We start from the raw sequence: 17695 nt of genomic DNA on the forward strand, positions 1-17695 counted from the left end.
CTGATTGCACCTGTTGATTAACGCGCAGCGTTATACCGAATTGCTGCGCGGATCAATGTACAGAAATGAGCTTCATTGATGGTGTCCTGCTGTTTTATATCAATCGCCCGTCGAGTGTTACCTGCAAACCCTGTATTGAATAACTGGTGCTCATCTTCAAACTTTGCACCGTATGCAAAGGTAAGTTTGACCTTATCTTTGTATACTTCGCCCGTGCAGATCATGCCAGCTTTTGACCAGACAGGCACTCCTGTTGGATTGCTTGGCTTACGCCACTTGATATCTTCTTCTACCTCTTTATCAACACTTAGGATCAGACTTCTGACCTGCTGCAATACCACTGCACGCCAATCGCTTAAGCTCGCTATCTTTGCAGTGACCGCATCAGCGCCTGAGTTTATTGTTTCATTCATGATCTTTCCTTAATACTATTGATAAATATATGTTGAGTAAAATTAAGTTAGTGGCTAACAAGGGCCTGTTGACCTTTGCTGTTTGATTTTTGTTCTTCTGAGTGCGTTTTGGTCGCGACGCTCAACTTGCCGCCTAGTAATCTAGGTAAAAGTTGAGCAACAATGAACAAAGCACACTCAGGTGAACCCAAAGGGCAGCGCTTGATTAGCATTTCTACTGTGTTATCGCCTGACTCACATAGAACAACTATGCTACGCAGACTCTGCCTTGTATAAACACCAATCAAACTGCTGCAAAAACAAACTTAAAAGATAAACAGTCCCTACGCAAAATTCAAATAAAAAAACCCCAGCTACAACGAATGTAGTTGGGGTTTGTGAACGACAAAAGCGTTAAACTTCTAAATAATCCAAAATGCCTTCTGCAGCGTTGCGGCCTTCAAAAATCGCCGTTACCACTAAATCAGAACCTCGTACCGCGTCGCCACCGGCAAAGATCTTAGGATTACTTGTTTGATGGGTAAATGCGCCTTTTTCTGGTGCAACAATACCGCCCCAATGATTTATTGCCACATCGTATTGTGCCAGCCAATCAAGGTTGTGGGGCTTAAAGCCAAATGCCATGATCACGGCATCAGCTTCTAGTGTGTGTTCAGAACCTTCGACGATTTCAGCACGACGGCGGCCATTTTTATCTGGTTCACCGAGCTGAGTTTTTGCCATTTTTACGCCTGTCACCTTACCTGCGCTGTCAACCTCAATGCCAACCGGCTGTAGATTGAATCTAAATTCAACCCCTTCTTCTTTGGCATTCTTAACTTCTCTCACCGAGCCTGGCATGTTTTCTTCGTCTCGACGATATGCACAGATCACTGATTGAGCATTCTGCCTCACAGAAGTACGCACGCAGTCCATCGCCGTATCACCTCCGCCAAGCACGACTACGCGCTTCCCAGCCATGTTCACATATTGATTCTGCGTTTCGTCGTAGCCCATTACTCGATTGGTATTGCCAATCAAAAATGGCAGTGCATCATACACACCTTCGGCATCTTCATTTTCAAGGTTGCCTTTCATGCTTTGATAAGTTCCAACCCCTAAAAACACGGCATCGTACTGAGACAATAACTCATCCATTGAGATGTCACGGCCCACCTCAGTATTCAATTGAAACTCGACTCCCATCTCAGAAAAGATCTCGCGACGATTCTCCATTACCGATTTTTCTAACTTAAATGAAGGGATCCCAAAGGTTAGCAACCCCCCTATTTCAGGGTTACGGTCGTACACAACAGGGCGCACACCGTTTCGTACTAAAATATCTGCACAGCCTAGTCCAGCAGGTCCTGCACCTATGATTGCCACTTTCTTATCTGTCCACGTCACGTAAGAAAGGTCCGGCTTCCACCCTTGCGCAAAGGCGGTATCTGTAATGTACTTTTCAATATTGCCTATGGTAACCGCACCAAACTCTTCATTTAGCGTGCATGAGCCTTCGCAAAGCCTATCTTGAGGGCACACTCGGCCACACACTTCAGGCAAACTGTTGGTTCTATGCGATAGCTCCGCTGCTTCAATGATCCTGCCGGTTCGAATTAACTTAAGCCATTGTGGAATATAGTTATGAACTGGGCACTTCCATTCGCAATAGGGGTTACCGCAATCTAAACAGCGATCAGACTGCGAATGCACTTGCTGCTCTGAAAATGGCTCATAAATCTCAACAAAAGACTGTTTACGCGTAGAAATAGGCTTTTTGCGCGGATCTACACGTTGTACATCGATAAATTGGTAAACGTTTTCGCTCATTGCTTGCTCCTACTGCGCCTGAATTCTTAGCTCAGCGCTACTACGCGCTCGGTGGCCAAGTAAACTGTTTAAATCACTCGACTTTGGTTTTACAAGTTTGAACATAGGTAAATACAGTTCAAAGTTAGCCAAAATCTGCTCAGCGCGAGTTGAACTGGTTAAGTCTAAGTGCTCCGCAATTAGCCCACGTAAATGCTCTTGATGTGATGCAAGAGCCGTAAGTTCAACAAGTTCCACCAGCTCAGGGTTAATGCGTTTATCAAAATCCCCATCTTCATCGAGTACATAAGCAAACCCGCCAGTCATTCCTGCGCCAAAGTTGACACCAACCTGACCAAGCACGCAAACAACACCACCAGTCATATACTCGCAGCCATTGTCTCCAAGCCCTTCCACTACAGCTTGCACTCCAGAGTTACGCACAGCAAAACGTTCACCAGCACGGCCTGCGGCAAACAACTTGCCGCCGGTCGCGCCGTATAAACAGGTGTTACCTATAATGGCTGCCTGATGTGACGCAAAACTTGAACCAACAGGAGGACGAACGACGAGCTTGCCTCCAGCCATACCTTTACCAACGTAATCGTTTGCATCACCAACTAACGTCATTTCAAGGCCACCGGCGTTCCATACACCAAATGATTGACCAGCAGTACCATGCAACTCCAATGCAATGGGGTCAGCGGCCATGCCTTGATTACCGTGCTTACTCGCAATATACCCCGACAACATAGCGCCAATAGCGCGATCGGTATTCGAGATACGACTCACCAAGGAAGTGCCCGTCATTTCATCGATCGCTGTTTTCGCTTTTGCCAGTAAGCTTTCGTTTAATGCTCCACTGTAATGTGATGGATTATTGTTAGTGCAATATAACGCCTCATTTGACGGATTATTTGGCTTAGCCAACAGCGGACTCAAATCCAGCTTTTTCTGCTTAGCAGTGTTACCTTCAATGACTTCAAGCAGCTCGGTGCGACCAATTAAATCCGTAAGCTTTGTAACTCCTAACGAAGCCATCAGTTCACGGGCTTCCTGCGCAATAAACTTAAAGTAGTTCATCGCCATTTCTGGTAATCCGTGATAATGCTTTTGACGCAGCGTATCGTCTTGAGTTGCTACACCGGTGGCACAGTTATTAAGGTGACAAATCCTTAAATATTTACAGCCAAGCGCAACCATTGGACCTGTGCCAAAACCAAAGCTTTCAGCACCAAGGATCGCAGCTTTAATAATATCCAGGCCCGTTTTTAAGCCGCCGTCTGTTTGTAAGCGAATACGGTGACGTAAACCGTTTTCAACCAAGGCTTGTTGCGTTTCGGCAAGACCAAGCTCCCAAGGGCTTCCAGCATATTTTACCGAGGTCAAAGGACTCGCGCCGGTGCCACCATCGTATCCAGCAATGGTGATCAGATCCGCATAAGCTTTGGCTACACCCGTTGCAATAGTGCCAACCCCAGGCTCAGACACCAACTTCACTGAAATCATCGCGTCAGGGTTGACCTGTTTAAGGTCGAAAATCAGCTGTGCTAAATCTTCGATAGAGTAAATATCATGATGCGGTGGTGGCGAAATCAAGGTCACACCAGGTACGGAGTAACGTAATTTAGCAATATAAGGTGTTACCTTTTCGCCAGGTAGCTGTCCGCCTTCGCCCGGTTTTGCACCCTGCGCTACTTTGATCTGAATGACATCAGCTGAGCGCAGGTAGTGTGGCGTCACGCCAAAGCGGCCCGACGCAACCTGTTTGATCCGCGAATTCTTTTCGGTGCCAAAACGCAGTTTGTCTTCCCCACCTTCACCAGAGTTTGAGCAACCACCTAGACGGTTCATAGCAATGGCCAACGCTTCATGGGCTTCTGGTGATAATGCACCGATACTCATTGCTGCCGAGTCGAAGCGTTTATATAGCTCAGTCGCAGGCTCTACATCATCAATATCAATGGCTTGCTGTTCAGAATTGAGCTTTAGCATGTCACGCAGATTTGTGATCGGGCGATTATTAACCAGCTCTGCGTATTTAACGTAGTCTTGGTAATTACCCGAGCGCACCGCAGTTTGCAGCGTCTGCACAACATCAGGGTTGTAAGCATGATACTCACCACCATGTACATACTTTAACAAACCACCATGTGACAATAGCTTACGTTTACTAAAGGCAAGTTTATTCAGTTGTTGCTGCTCTAGTGCAAAATCATCAAAACACGCACCTTTAATACGGTTAGCTACGCCTTTAAAGCACAGTTCAACCACTTCATCAGACAAACCAACCGCTTCAAATAGCATCGAACAACGGTAAGAGGCAATCGTGCTGATCCCCATTTTCGACATAATTTTATACAGCCCTTTGTTTATCGCACCACGATAAGACAAAGTAACTTCACGGTAGGACTTTTTAATGATTTGCTTGTCGCACATGGCGACTAAGGTCTCGTAAGCCAAATATGGATATACCGCAGTGGCACCAAACCCAAGTAGCACAGCAAATTGGTGGGGATCTCTTACGCTACCCGTTTCTACGATGATATTAGCGTCACAACGCAGGTTATCATTCACAAGACGTCTTTGTACCGCCCCTACTGCCATGGCAGCTGGAATAACCTGTTTACCTGCAGCAATTTCTCGGTCGCTTAGCACTAACATCACACAGCCAGTGCTTGCTTTAGCTGCGGCTTCGTCGCAAACTCGCATAATTGCTTGTTGCAACGATTCTTCCGGCGCATAAATTAATGAGATTTTGCAAGCACAATAGTGGTCGTCGTCAGCATGAAGTAGCTGTTGCATATCTGAATAAGTCAACACTGGCGAGGCAAATTGCAGCCGTTTGGCATGCCCCGTAGTCTCGTTAAAAACATTTTGCTCACGACCAATACAGGTTGCCAGTGACATCACGTGATTTTCACGGAGAGGATCGATAGGTGGGTTAGTAACCTGAGCAAATTTTTGACGGAAATAGTCAAATATTGACCGATGTCCTTCAGATAATACAGCAAATGGCGTATCGTCGCCCATCGACCCAGTTGCTTCTTGGCCATTTTCACCCATGATCCGAATAACTTGATCTAGCTCTTCATTGGTGTAACCAAACTGTTTTTGATAAGTCAGCAAGGTTTCATCGCTAAGGTCGCGTTTGCCAGCCGCTTGTTCATCTAATGCTTCGAACGGCGTAAGGCGTTTTACGTTTTGCTCAAGCCAGGTTTTATACGGATGTCTTGATTTTAGGTCTTGGTCTATCTCATCAGACTGCCAGATCTTGCCGTGAAGCGTGTCTACGACTAGTAACTCACCTGGACCTACACGACCCTTTTCTATCACTTCATCCGGTGCGTAATCCCAAATACCCACTTCCGAGGCAAGCGTAATAAAGCCATCTTGGGTGATCACGTAGCGAGCTGGACGCAGACCATTTCGGTCAAGATTACAGGCAGCAAAGCGACCGTCCGACATGACGATCCCGGCAGGACCATCCCACGGCTCCATGTGCATCGAGTTAAAGTCATAAAACGCACGAAGATCTTCGTCCATAGCCCGGTTTTTTTGCCAAGCTGGTGGCACTAACATCCGCATCGCACGGAACAAGTCCATACCGCCTGCAAGAAACAGTTCTAGCATATTGTCTAGGCTAGATGAATCCGAGCCCGTTTCATTAACAAATGGTGCCGCCGATTGTAAATCTGGCAATAAAGGCGAAGAAAACTTGTAAGCCCGCGCCCTAGCCCACTGCCGGTTGCCTTGAATGGTGTTGATTTCACCATTGTGCGCCAAATAACGAAATGGTTGCGCCAACGGCCAGCGCGGCTGCGTATTAGTTGAAAAACGCTGGTGGAACACACAAATGGCGCTGGTCATACGAATGTCAGCAAGATCGGTATAAAAGGTAGGTAAATCTGCAGGCATCATTAAGCCTTTGTAGATGGTTACCAAGCCCGACAAGCTACAAATATAAAATTGTTCATCCTGCTCTAAGCGCTTCTCAATACGGCGCCTTGCAATATATAAACGACGTTCCAAATCTTTTGGACGCCACCCTTCCGGCGCGCCCACAAATACTTGCTTAAACTGCGGCAGTTGCGCTTTGGCGATAGCGCCAAGCATGGATGGATCGGTAGGAACTTCACGCCAGCCAATCAAAGTTAGTGTTTCTTTTTCTAATTCTTCACTAATAACCTTTTCAGCTGCGCCGGCTAGCGCTTGATCTTGATTTAAGAAAATCATACCAACCGCATAGTTTTTACCAACGTGCCAGCTATTTTCAGCTGCAATAGCACGGAAAAAACTATCTGGTTTTTGCAATAACAGTCCACAGCCGTCACCAGTTTTACCGTCAGCAGATATACCACCTCGGTGCTGCATACGATCTAGACCAGTAATGGCTGTTCGGATCAGTTTGTGGCTCGGCTGACCGCTAACATGCGCAATCAAACCAAACCCACAGTTATCTTTTTCTAATTTTGAGTCGTATAACATAGACTCCTCCCCTTGCTACAACGGCCAGCTCATGACGGTACAACGAAATGCTGGCAGATATTCAAAATTAGCCTTGATTGAAAGTAGAGTCAACAGAAAAATGAATACATATTCATTAACTTGAATATTTCTCATTGGTAAGACAAGTTACCCAAAACAGTAATATTTTTGCCAATTTGAAAATGTTGAATATAAATTTGTGAAATGACACCGGTATCAGATGTTAAAAAAAGCATAAGCAACCTCCAGCAAGAATACGTTTACGTAAACGTAAACAAGCAATAAAATGAATAATTATTCACAAATAACTATTTTACGAACTCAAGATTAGAGGGCCCTGTGTTTAATTATTTATATAGATATGCAATTTGCGTCTGACTTTTGCTTGACGTAGACGTCAACCTAACAGGGTGAAATGACAATATTAGGAAGAATAAAAAACATGTAATAAGTACAGATAATAGAGGGGTAAGCAACAGTGAATAAGGAAGTGAATTCAGTAGAGTGCAGAGCTATTTAAGCTGAACTCGGGATAAGAAGTTAGTTAATCAACTAATAAAATACCTAAGCTCAAAAACATAGTACCACTCTAGCCAGAAGTTATTGCTTAATACTTGTTCAACTTGAGGAAGTAAACCTGAGCTAACGGCGTTAAAAATTTCTTGTTTAGAACAAGCAGCTGCTAGAGGACAAGTTGTTATGCCAAATTCTGGTTATTTACGAGCAGTATTTTGCGATAAGTAGAGCGATGCGCTTAGAGGTGCAAACAGCTATTGGGGCTACGTTTGATTGATATAGCTGGCAGAACTTGCGTTCTGCCATAGGCGGATAATTTACTCCGCTGCGGCTTCGTCTTTCTTATACTTAGCTGCTGTTTCAGCAATAAGAGGTTGAAGCTCACCTTTTTGGAACATCTCAATAATGATGTCACACCCACCGATTAACTCACCTTCAACCCAAAGCTGAGGGAAGGTTGGCCAGTTCGCATAATGTGGTAATTCAGCACGGATATCTGGGTTTAATAATACGTCAACATAAGCAAACTGCTCACCACACGCCATTAAAGCCTGAGATGCTTGCGAAGAAAAACCACAGTTAGGTAGTTTCGGTGACCCTTTCATATATAGAATGATTGGGTTTTCTTCGATCTGTTGTTTAATCTTGTCAATAGTTTCCATTAGTTACCTCAAAATGACGTTTTGTCCGATACTTATCTTTTATTGCACCGGTACATTAGCTTGCTACTCATCTTAACAACACGAATTGCAACATAATTATACCAAGCCATCGAGTGTGTTGAAATCTTAGCGACTTGGCTAAATTAAACACAATAAGTGTTGTCGATGTCCTACACTTAGACAGCCATTCGGCATATGTTCACAAAGAATGTGTATTATAAGTCATTAAGTCACTGGCACGCATTGCTGTTTGCCAAAACTTGAGTAAAATAGTCAGGAATTATAGTATCACTATATAAGCCAATGGTATAGAAAAGTGGGCCCTTGTTAGCTTGCTTTCGTATGCATTATTGGCAAATCAACCAAAAAAATGGAGATTAATATGGCATTTGAACTACCGTCACTACCTTATGCACTAAATGCGCTTGAGCCGCACATCTCTCAAGAGACGCTAGAATTCCACCACGGTAAGCACCACAACACTTACGTTGTAAAGCTTAACGGTCTGATTGAAGGTACTGACTTCGAAGGTAAATCACTAGAAGAGATCGTATGTAGTTCTGAAGGTGGTGTTTTCAACAATGCTGCACAAATCTGGAACCACACTTTCTACTGGCACAGCCTTGCGCCAAATGCAGGTGGCGAGCCTACAGGTAAAGTTGCTGAACTAATTAATGCTAAATGGGGCTCATTCGCAGCATTCCAAGAAGCTTTTAACGACAAAGCAGTAAACAACTTTGGTTCAAGCTGGACTTGGTTAGTACAACTTGCAGACGGTTCTTTAGATATCGTTAACACATCTAATGCAGCTACGCCGCTGACAGAAGAAGGTGTTACACCAATCATCACAGTTGACCTTTGGGAACACGCTTATTACATCGATTATCGTAACGTTCGTCCTGATTACCTGAAAGGTTTCTGGGCGCTTGTTAACTGGGACTTCGCTAATAGCAACCTAGCTTAACATCAACTATCAGTATTGATGCAATAATGGGGCGCGCAAGCGCCCTTTTTTATGCCTGTAACTCAACATTAATACATAAAAAATCTAGTTTTTTTTGGGTATTATTGCATATCGCGACTAAGCTTTAAGTAACCTTTCCAAATCTGTGATCCGCAACCCACGCAAAGTAGCTTATTGGAGGTCGTCATGACAATATTTGAACATTATCAGGCCAGATATGAAGCCGCGCAGGAAGAAGAGTATACCATCGCGGAATTTCTTGAAATTTGTAAAAATGACAAATCCGCCTATGCCAGCGCACCTGAGCGACTCCTGATGGCAATTGGCGAACCAGAAATGATAGATACGTCGAAAGACGCTCGGCTTAGCCGCCTATTTTCGAATAGAGTCATCGCTCGATACCCCGCTTTCGATGACTTCTATGGGATGGAAGATGCGATTGAGCAGATTGTGTCCTACCTTAAACACGCAGCCCAGGGGCTTGAAGAGTGCAAACAGGTTCTTTATTTACTGGGTCCTGTAGGTGGTGGTAAGTCATCTATCGCAGAGAAACTCAAATATCTGATGCAGAAGGTGCCTATTTATTCGCTAAAAGGCTCTCCGGTTAATGATCACCCACTGTGTTTGTTTAGCCCGCAAGAGGATGCACAACTTTTAGAAAAAGAATATGGCATTCCTGCGCGCTACATTAAAACAATCATGTCGCCATGGGCTACCAAGCGCTTGCACGAATATAACGGCGATATAACTCAGTTTACCGTGGTTAAGCGCTACCCCTCTATTCTTGACCAGATAGCGATAGCCAAAACGGAACCTGGAGATGAGAATAATCAGGATATCTCCGCACTCGTTGGTAAAGTAGATATTCGTAAATTAGAGCACTTCGCTCAGAACGATCCCGATGCCTATGCATATTCAGGTGCCTTGTGCTTAGCCAACCAAGGCCTGATGGAATTTGTTGAGATGTTTAAGGCCCCTATTAAGGTATTACATCCCTTACTTACTGCCACTCAAGAAGGTAACTACAATGGCACCGAGGGAATTTCGGCACTCCCCTTTAGCGGCTTGATCTTAGCGCACTCCAATGAGTCCGAGTGGCAAACATTCAAAAACAACAAAAACAATGAGGCATTTTTAGACCGCGTTTATATCGTTAAGGTGCCTTATTGTCTGCGCGTTTCGGAAGAAGTTAAAATCTACGAAAAGCTCATCGAAAATAGTGAGTTGAGAGAAGCTCCTTGTGCTCCAGGTACACTTGAAACCTTAGCTAAGTTCTCTGCCCTTTCACGCATTAAAGAGCCTGAAAACTCTAGTATCTACTCAAAAATGCGAGTGTATGATGGCGAAAGTTTAAAAGACACCGATCCAAAAGCAAAATCCTATCAAGAATACCGTGATTACGCGGGAGTAGACGAAGGGATGAATGGCCTTTCAACTCGCTTTGCCTTTAAGATTTTGTCTCGTGTGTTCAACTTTGATCACAGTGAGGTCGCTGCCAACCCAGTTCACTTATTCTACGTATTAGAGCAGCAAATTGAGAGGGAGCAATTTAACCCAGAAGTGCAAGAACGCTACCTAAGCCACTTAAAAGGCTACCTTATCCCTCAATATGTTGAGTTTATCGGAAAAGAGCTACAAACCGCTTACTTAGAATCCTACTCCGAATATGGCCAGAACATTTTTGACCGCTACGTCACTTATGCCGATTTTTGGATTCAAGACCAAGAATATCGAGACCCAGATACCGGTCAATTATTTGACCGAGCCGCCTTAAATGCGGAGCTTGAGAAGATTGAAAAGCCAGCTGGGATATCTAACCCCAAAGACTTCCGTAACGAAATCGTCAACTTTGTATTAAGAGCCAGAGCTCATCACAATGGTGATAATCCAGTCTGGACCAGCTATGAGAAGTTAAGAACCGTGATTGAGAAGAAAATGTTCTCTAACACCGAGGACTTACTTCCGGTTATCTCATTTAATGCAAAAACCTCTGCGGAAGACCAGAAAAAGCATGAGGATTTCGTCAACCGCATGGTTGATAAAGGCTATACCCAAAAACAAGTTCGCCTACTTTCTGAATGGTATTTGAGAGTTAGAAAGTCCCAATAACTTGTTAGTGTAAAGAGGGTGTTATATGGCGCATTTTATCGACCGCCGTCTTAACGGCAAAAATAAGAGCACTCTGAACCGCCAACGTTTTATTCGCCGCTATAAAAAGCAGATAAAAAAAGCGGTCTCAGAGGCTATCAACAAACGCAGTGTCACTGATGTTTCGAGTGGAGAGAGTATTTCTATTCCGCAAAAAGATATCAGTGAGCCCACTTTTTCACCAAGGAAAAGGGGGGGATAGAGAGCTTATTCACCCAGGTAATGATCAATTTTCAACTGGTGACAAAATCCAGCGTCCACCATCAGGCCAAGGTGGAGGCTCTGGTGAAGGCGAAGCCAGTAATCAAGGTGAGGGACAAGACGATTTTGTATTTTCGATTTCAAAAGACGAATATCTGGACTTGCTATTTGAAGACTTAGAGCTGCCAAATCTAAAGCAAAACCAACTCGACAAGTTGATGCAAATGAAAACTCATCGAGCAGGCTTTTGCAATGACGGCATGCCCAGTAACTTAGATATTGTACGCAGCCTAAAAGGCTCAATGGCAAGACGCATTGCCATGACCTCAAGTAAGCGTCGCGAGTTAAAAGAGCTGGAGGAAGAACTTGAGAGGCTGTTAGCAGAGCCGGTGCCACCACAGCAAAAAATTAATGATATAGAGCAACGTATTGAAGTACTGAAAACTCAAATTGCGGCTGTGCCTTTTATTGATAATTACGATTTACGTTTTCGTAATTATGAGCGCCGGCCACACCCCACCAGCAAAGCTGTGATGTTTTGTTTGATGGATGTATCGGGTTCAATGGATCAGGCCACCAAAGATATGGCCAAACGCTTTTATATTTTGCTGTACCAGTTCTTAACGCGCACGTACAAAAATATAGAAGTAGTCTATATCCGCCATCACACTCAGGCAAAAGAGGTGGACGAGCAAGAGTTTTTCTATTCGCAAGAAACTGGGGGGACCATAGTTTCAAGCGCATTAAAGCTGATGGATGAGATTATTCAAGAGCGCTATGCACAGGGCGATTGGAACATATACGCAGCACAAGCTTCTGATGGCGATAACTGGGCTGATGATTCACCACAGTGTACCCAAATACTTTCTAGCAAGCTTTTAAAAATCGTGCGCTACTACGCATATATCGAAATAACGACTCGTGCACATCAGAGCCTATGGCGAGAATATCAAGGAGTCGCTAGCACGTTTGATAACTTTGCAATGCAACACATTCGCAGTGTGGAGGATATTTACCCTATCTTCAGGGAATTGTTTAAAAAGAACAAAGATAAGCAAAGTGCGGCATAATTTTTGGGAGGTTGCGCGATGACATATCAGCCAATTGACGATGGTCCTGATTGGACCTTTGATTTACTTGATACTTATCAGCAAGAAATTGCTCGTGTAGCAGAGCACTATAAACTTGATACCTACCCTAACCAGATTGAGGTGATCACCGCTGAGCAAATGATGGACGCATACTCAAGTGTGGGTATGCCCATAGGTTACGCCCATTGGTCTTACGGTAAAAAGTTTATTCAGACCGAACAAACATACAAACGCGGGCAAATGGGGCTTGCTTACGAAATCGTGATCAATTCAGATCCTTGTATTGCTTATCTGATGGAAGAAAACACTATGCCGATGCAGGCATTGGTGATGGCTCATGCCTGTTATGGACATAACTCCTTCTTTAAAGGCAATTATCTCTTTAAAACCTGGACCGATGCTTCTTCTATTATTGATTACTTGGTATTTGCCAAAAACTATGTCGCAAAGTGCGAAGAAAAGTATGGTATTGATGAAGTAGAAAATCTGATTGATTCATGTCATGCGTTAATGAACTATGGAGTTGACCGATATAAACGGCCACAGCGGATCTCCATGTTTGAAGAGCAAAAACGGCAACAAGAACGAGAAGACTATTTACAATCGCAAGTGAACGAGCTGTGGCGAACAATTCCCAAAGGGGAAGACGAAGAGACGGATAATCGACCACGCTTTCCGTCTGAGCCACAAGAAAATATTCTTTATTTTATTGAGAAAAACGCTCCTTTACTTGAGTCTTGGCAACGTGAAATCATTCGTATTGTGCGTAAAGTATCACAGTACTTTTACCCACAAAGACAAACACAAGTCATGAATGAAGGCTGGGCAACATTTTGGCACTACACCATTTTGAATCATCTCTATGATGAAGGAAAACTAAGTGATGCCTTTATGTTGGAGTTTTTACAAAGCCATACCAATGTTGTTTACCAGCCTCCATACAACAGTAAGTTTTACTCTGGTATTAACCCCTACGCCCTTGGTTTTAACATGATGGTTGATATTCGCCGGATCTGTGAAAATCCAACGGATGAAGATAAACAATGGTTTCCTGAATTTGCAGGAAGCGATTGGCTCGAAACGCTTCACTTTGCCATGCAGAACTTTAAAGACGAGAGTTTTATTAGCCAGTTTTTATCGCCCAAGCTGATGCGAGACTTTAAGTTATTTACCATCGTAGATAAACAAAAGTCACCGCATTTAGAAGTGGGGCCAATACATGACGAAATGGGTTATCAGCAATTACGTAGCGCCCTATCCGCTCAGTACAACTTGAGTAATCATGAGCCTAATATTCAGGTTTATGACGTTGATATCAGAGGGGACAGATCACTAACACTGAGGTATGTTCCTCAAGGCGGGATCCCTCTTGCAGCTTCAAAGCAGGAAGTAATTAAACACCTTTATCGCTTGTGGGGTTTTAAAGTCAAACTTGAGCAGGTAAACGAGGATGGCAGCATTGAACAAATAGCGGCATGTCCAGAAGCCGAAAGTGAACAATAGCTTTAATGTTAATCCGAAAAAATTTGTTTTCAAGGGAGTGAGTAAAACACTATTGAAAGCGGCCTATTTATACGCTAAGTCGCTTTCATTAACCACCATGCACCGTTGTACCATTTTGCTTTACCTACATATACGCAAACACCTTGGCGATTTCAGGATACAGTAGCGACATTGTCGACAAGGTTTTCTCGCCACAGAGCAGATCACTTCATGAAGCAAATGGGTATTACTTCCCAACAATTTCAATCGCTAGGTAATTAACCTGGGGCTTGGACAAAGAATTAGCTAACTTATTGTTTTAAAATCACATTAATTTATTTTCTTCTCTGACTAAACTGAACTCGTGATAACAAGTTCATTAATTACCCGAAGTTCAGGTTAATTAGACCTTCTCACCTAACTTAAAGAGTGCAAACTCACCAGGCTCTAGCTTTTGCCATTGCTCATCATTGGTAAGTGGCCGAGTTGCAATAACAGTAACCACATCATCAGGCGTGGTTTCTTTTTGAAAATCAACCACCATGTCGGCATCTATTAGCGTCGCTTTGCCAAATGGTGCTCGGCGTGTGATCCAATGTAAGTTATTGGTGCAATATGCTAGTACATAAATACCATCGGTGATCAGCATATTAAATACCCCTTTCTCCCGAAGCGTGTGTGCAAGCTTAGCAATATATCTAAATACCGACACCATATTAGAAGGGCGACTTGGATATTTCTCTCGTACTTTGTCTAAAATCCAACAAAATGCCAATTCACTATCGGTATTGCCAACTGGGCGGTAAAAGTCTGTTTTTAAATCTTTATAATCGGAGAGTTGGCCGTTATGCGCATAGGTGATCTCTCTTCCCCATAGCTCCCGAGTAAATGGGTGCGTATTCTCTAAGCAGGTTCGGCCACGGTTACCTTGACGAATATGGCTTATTACCGACACACTTTTGATTGGATAGGCTTTTACCAATTTAGCAATTTCAGACTCGCAACTCGGCTCAGGATCTTTAAAGGTTCTACATCCCTTCCCTTCATAGAAAGTGATCCCCCAACCATCTTTATGCGGCCCAGTATTACCGCCTCGCTCTAACAAACCAGAAAAGCTAAAACAAATATCCGTCGGCACGTTCGCTGACATTCCCAGCAATTCACACATAAGCTAAATAACCACACATATCAATAGATTATACTGACCTAAGCGCCCCTCTAACCAACAGCGGCAGAGAAAGTATTGACGCCCACGTTATATTATAATTTTTGATATTATACACACTATTGCTATTCGCACAGTCCGTTTTTATTTACTACGTACATTTGCTCAAAGTTAGAAGCGTTGAAAGCTTCGATGTTCGTTTCTATTTAAACTTAGATTTGGATAAAAAACAAACTAACCCATTGTTTTTAAAACCATATTAAATTATTTTCTTATCTAGCCAGAGCTTTTTTAGGGATAACTCCGCTCTCGCGTCCTGCTACCGCCCTGATACCTACATCCGTGTAGGCAAAGCGAATTTATGCACCAATAGCTAACACGAGAAGCGAATTCAACGCAGTTAGCGCTAAAACTGGCTGCTAGAAAGGCATTAATTATCCGAAGCTCAGGTTATTTACGTTAGTTTCGCAACGCGAGAATGGCACATATCTATATTAGATAGAGACGGCTTGAGTGACATCACACCACGATTATATGCCATTGATAGGCAAGGCTAACTCCAGCTAAAGACAGTGCAAAAACAAAGTTGATGACTTCTTTTGAATTCAAGGAGCGTTGCTCTCGAGAAAAGTGTTTAGCATGAAGACGCATACCTAACGGCTGCAGTTCTTTATCTTGTTTTGGTAGCGCGATTAAACCAGATAATATCATTACTAGACACAACATGTAGGTGCCTTGCGCAATAAAAAACAGAGATAAAGAAAAAGCAGTAACTGAGAAAATCCAGGAGATAAACTTAAACATAGCAGCTCCGTTTGCTATTTACTAAGGCCAATTTGATCATGAGAATCATCAAGTTGGCTTGATATAATATATGATTGGCAAAGTCTAGAGTGATTAGTTTAAAAAAACAAGCACTCTCAAGCACTAGCCTTTATTTTCGAATATTGCCTTTAATGCATTAGCACAAATACTGATAGTGTTTACTATCAGTATCCTAGCTATATATTATCGCTTTGTGTGAAAGTTTAAACTTCAGCCGCTGTCTGGTTATGGATGCTTACCTACCCAGTTTTAGGTGATTTCTGCTCTCTGTGTGAGATATTTCTGCATCCATATTGCAGCGTATGATTTATGAGAGGTTAATTGATGATAAAACGTAGGGGGAAGAATACCCTCCCCAATACCATAATTAGAAAAACCCTAAAGGACTGGTGCTATAGCTCACCAGTAGGTTTTTGGTTTGCTGGTAATGATCTAACGCTTTTTTGTGTGTCTCTCTACCGATCCCTGACTTTTTATAACCGCCAAATGCCGCATGCGCTGGATACATGTGGTAGCAGTTAGTCCACACTCGGCCAGCTTCAATTTGACGACCAAACTGATACGCTCGATTCATATCTCTTGTCCATACCCCTGCCCCTAAGCCAAATTCGGAACTGTTAGCCAGCTCGAGTGCTTCGGCTTCATCTTTAAAGGTACATAAAGAAATGACCGGACCAAAGATCTCCTCTTGGAACACCCGCATTTGATTGTGGCCTTTCAACAGCGTCGGCTGGATATAAAAGCCTTTGTGAAAACCCTCACCAAGCTTTGCGACTTCACCACCAATTAATACTTCTGCGCCCTCTTCTTTGCCTATTTCAATATAACTAAGGATTTTATCAAACTGAGCCTGTGAGGCTTGCGCACCAACCATGGTCTCGGTGTCTAATGGATTTCCCCGCTTGATGGCTTTGGTACGCTCAATAACTTTGACAATGAAATCATCGTATATGTCTTCTTGTACAAGCAATCTTGAAGGACAGGTACACACTTCACCTTGGTTAAAGTAGGCCAATACTGCACCTTCAATACACTTGCTTAAGTAGTCATCGTCCGCTTGCATCACATCACTAAAGTAGATATTCGGGGATTTACCGCCTAATTCGACGGTTGAGGGAATAATATTCTCTGCCGCACACTTCAAAATATGTGAGCCAACGGGGGTTGAACCAGTAAATGCAATTTTCGCGATGCGTTGGCTAGTCGCCAGTGCTTCACCTGCTTCTCGGCCAAAGCCATTAACAATATTGACCACACCACTTGGCAGTAAATCGGCTATCAGCTCCATTAATAATAATATAGAAACCGGCGTTTGCTCTGCCGGTTTGAGGACTACGCAGTTGCCAGCGGCGAGTGCTGGTGCCAGTTTCCACGCAGCCATGAGTAATGGGAAATTCCATGGGATGATCTGACCAACCACCCCTAACGGCTCGTGAAAATGATACGCCACAGTTGACTCGTCAATTTCACCTATTGCACCTTCTTGAGCACGAATACACCCAGCGAAATAACGAAAATGATCTGCCGCAAGAGGCACATCGGCAGCTAGCGTTTCGCGCACCGCTTTTCCGTTATCCCAAGTTTCTGCTACTGCTAAGTATTCGAGGTTTGTTTCTATCCTGTCCGCAATTTTAAGCAAAATGTTGCTGCGCTCAGTCACCGATGTTTTCCCCCAAGCCGCCTTAGCTGCATGCGCCGCATCGAGCGCAAGCTCAATATCAGCCGCGTTTGAACGCGGGATTTTGCAGAAGGCTTCGCCGTTTACAGGACTAATATTGTCAAAGTAATGCCCTTCGACTGGGGCTTTCCACTCGCCACCAATAAAATTTTCGTATTGCGGTTTAAAGCTGACAACTGCACCTTCAGTATTTGGATTTGTGTATATCATTTTGACCTCTGCAACTTGTGTTATTTATACCGGCCCCAACTGGTCCAGTTTTGTTTTCTATTTG

General features: G+C 43.6%; 10 protein-coding genes and 1 pseudogene. 4 read left to right on the top strand and 7 right to left on the bottom strand.

What is annotated here, in order from left to right:
* Positions 1-17: 17 nt before the first annotated feature.
* The 4 genes from CEX98_RS02050 to CEX98_RS02065 form a co-directional block, all read right to left on the bottom strand.
* Positions 18-413, bottom strand: a complete 396-nt coding sequence (locus CEX98_RS02050) for a DUF1801 domain-containing protein (RefSeq protein ID WP_010606434.1) — start codon at positions 411-413, stop codon at positions 18-20.
* 393 nt (positions 414-806) lie between these two features.
* Positions 807-2222 carry an FAD-dependent oxidoreductase gene (locus tag CEX98_RS02055; RefSeq protein ID WP_099640478.1) on the bottom strand — a complete coding sequence of 472 codons (1416 nt, stop codon included), beginning with the start codon at positions 2220-2222 and terminating at the stop codon, positions 807-809.
* Positions 2223-2231: 9 nt separating this feature from the next.
* Entirely contained in the window at positions 2232-6689 is a 4458-nt protein-coding gene (gltB, locus tag CEX98_RS02060) for a glutamate synthase large subunit (protein ID WP_099640479.1), read from the bottom strand.
* Between the two features lie 833 nt (positions 6690-7522).
* Positions 7523-7867: a Grx4 family monothiol glutaredoxin gene (locus tag CEX98_RS02065; RefSeq protein WP_099640480.1), complete on the bottom strand. Its 345-nt coding sequence runs from the start codon at positions 7865-7867 to the stop codon at positions 7523-7525.
* A gap of 382 nt (positions 7868-8249) precedes the next feature.
* On the opposite strand from CEX98_RS02065, the gene CEX98_RS02070 reads away from it, so the two are divergent.
* From CEX98_RS02070 to CEX98_RS02085, 4 genes and pseudogenes are all read left to right on the top strand, one after another.
* On the top strand, positions 8250-8831 hold the full coding sequence (locus CEX98_RS02070) for a Fe-Mn family superoxide dismutase (RefSeq protein ID WP_088532266.1): 582 nt from the start codon (positions 8250-8252) through the stop codon (positions 8829-8831).
* Between the two features lie 186 nt (positions 8832-9017).
* The gene (locus CEX98_RS02075; protein WP_099640481.1) at positions 9018-10940 is read left to right on the top strand and encodes a PrkA family serine protein kinase; all 1923 of its coding nucleotides are present in this window, start codon (positions 9018-9020) and stop codon (positions 10938-10940) included.
* Between the two features lie 25 nt (positions 10941-10965).
* Positions 10966-12250 (top strand): annotated as a pseudogene (locus CEX98_RS02080) (YeaH/YhbH family protein).
* Positions 12251-12268: 18 nt separating this feature from the next.
* Positions 12269-13774, top strand: coding sequence for a SpoVR family protein (locus CEX98_RS02085; protein WP_099640482.1), 1506 nt, complete (start codon positions 12269-12271; stop codon positions 13772-13774).
* Positions 13775-14156: 382 nt separating this feature from the next.
* Here CEX98_RS02085 and CEX98_RS02090 read toward each other — a convergent pair whose 3' ends face one another.
* The 3 genes from CEX98_RS02090 to exaC form a co-directional block, all read right to left on the bottom strand.
* Complete coding sequence (locus CEX98_RS02090) at positions 14157-14921, bottom strand: class II glutamine amidotransferase (RefSeq protein WP_099640483.1); 765 nt, start codon at positions 14919-14921, stop codon at positions 14157-14159.
* Between the two features lie 516 nt (positions 14922-15437).
* Positions 15438-15722, bottom strand: a complete 285-nt coding sequence (locus CEX98_RS02095) for a hypothetical protein (protein WP_099640484.1) — start codon at positions 15720-15722, stop codon at positions 15438-15440.
* Positions 15723-16110: 388 nt separating this feature from the next.
* Complete coding sequence (gene exaC / locus CEX98_RS02100; protein ID WP_099640485.1) at positions 16111-17631, bottom strand: acetaldehyde dehydrogenase ExaC; 1521 nt, start codon at positions 17629-17631, stop codon at positions 16111-16113.
* Positions 17632-17695 lie beyond the last annotated feature (64 nt).

Source organism: Pseudoalteromonas piscicida, from assembly GCF_002744175.1.
In the GTDB taxonomy this organism is placed as follows: Bacteria; Pseudomonadota; Gammaproteobacteria; order Enterobacterales; family Alteromonadaceae; genus Pseudoalteromonas; species Pseudoalteromonas piscicida_B.